Source organism: Ferruginibacter sp. HRS2-29 (assembly GCF_024343615.1).
Classification (GTDB): Bacteria; Bacteroidota; Bacteroidia; order Chitinophagales; family Chitinophagaceae; genus Ferruginibacter.
Genome location: NZ_RJUB01000116.1, coordinates 1 through 386, shown reverse-complemented (window position 1 = coordinate 386; position 386 = coordinate 1). Strand labels below are relative to the sequence as shown.

Genomic DNA, 386 nt, shown 5'->3' with positions numbered 1-386 from the left:
CAAGTAATACAACGGGCATCTTCACCGGCGTGGCTGCAGGGCCACATACGATCACGTTTACCGCCGCCAACGGTTGTTCGGGCAACGCTACCGCAACGGTTACTGCCGGACCGACGCTGGTTGCCAATGCCACGATTGTACCAACTTCGTGCACAGGGATCAATAACGGAACACTCACCATTGGTTCTAATGGTACCGCACCGGTTACTTATATACTAGATGGCGGCATCACTAACACTACCGGTATCTTCACCGGAGTTTCTGCAGGTGCGCATACGGTCACGTTTACCGATTCAAAAGGCTGTACGGGAACGATCACGCGTACGGTAGGATCCGGAGCCGCTATCACCGGTACGGCCACTCCAACTGCTGCCGCTTGTCCGGGT

The 386-nt window shown here is 55.4% G+C and carries 1 protein-coding gene; it reads left to right on the top strand.

Features of this window, described 5'->3' with window-relative positions:
* A partial coding sequence (locus EGI32_RS11465; RefSeq protein WP_255155494.1) for a hypothetical protein occupies nt 1–386 on the top strand: 386 nt, incomplete at both ends.